The following is a 348-nucleotide window of genomic DNA, read 5'->3' as shown; positions in this document are numbered from 1 at the left end:
CGCTTGGGCGGCAGGTCCTCGATCACCCGGACCGTGCCGTCGATCCACTCGCGCATGTCGGACTCGGCGATGCATCCGCCCGTGTCGCCGTTCTCCCCGCCGGTCCGGTTCAGGTCGCCGGCGTGCGCCGCCTCCCGCGCTCCCGCTTCTCCGTCCTCGACGCCCTCCCTCCACTGCCCGGCTCGCGCGGGGGCCACGTGGCCCGGCCAACCGCGACACCCGGCTGGTCAACATGTACGGGATCACCGGGACGACCGTGCACGTGACGTACCGCGTGGTGACCGAGGACGACCTCGACAGCGCGGTCAGCCCGGTCGGGCGGCGGATCCCCGACCTGCGCACCTACGT

General features: G+C 73.3%; 1 protein-coding gene. It reads right to left on the bottom strand.

Going from position 1 to position 348, the window contains the following annotated elements:
• The coding region (locus UK12_RS33990) for a hypothetical protein (protein ID WP_045307080.1) at positions 1-197 on the bottom strand (197 nt) is incomplete at its 3' end.
• Positions 198-348 lie beyond the last annotated feature (151 nt).

The organism is Saccharothrix sp. ST-888 (assembly GCF_000955975.1).
In the GTDB taxonomy this organism is placed as follows: Bacteria; Actinomycetota; Actinomycetes; order Streptomycetales; family Streptomycetaceae; genus Kitasatospora.
The sequence above is the reverse complement of the archived record's forward strand: the minus strand, read 5'-3'. Positions and strand labels throughout refer to the sequence as shown.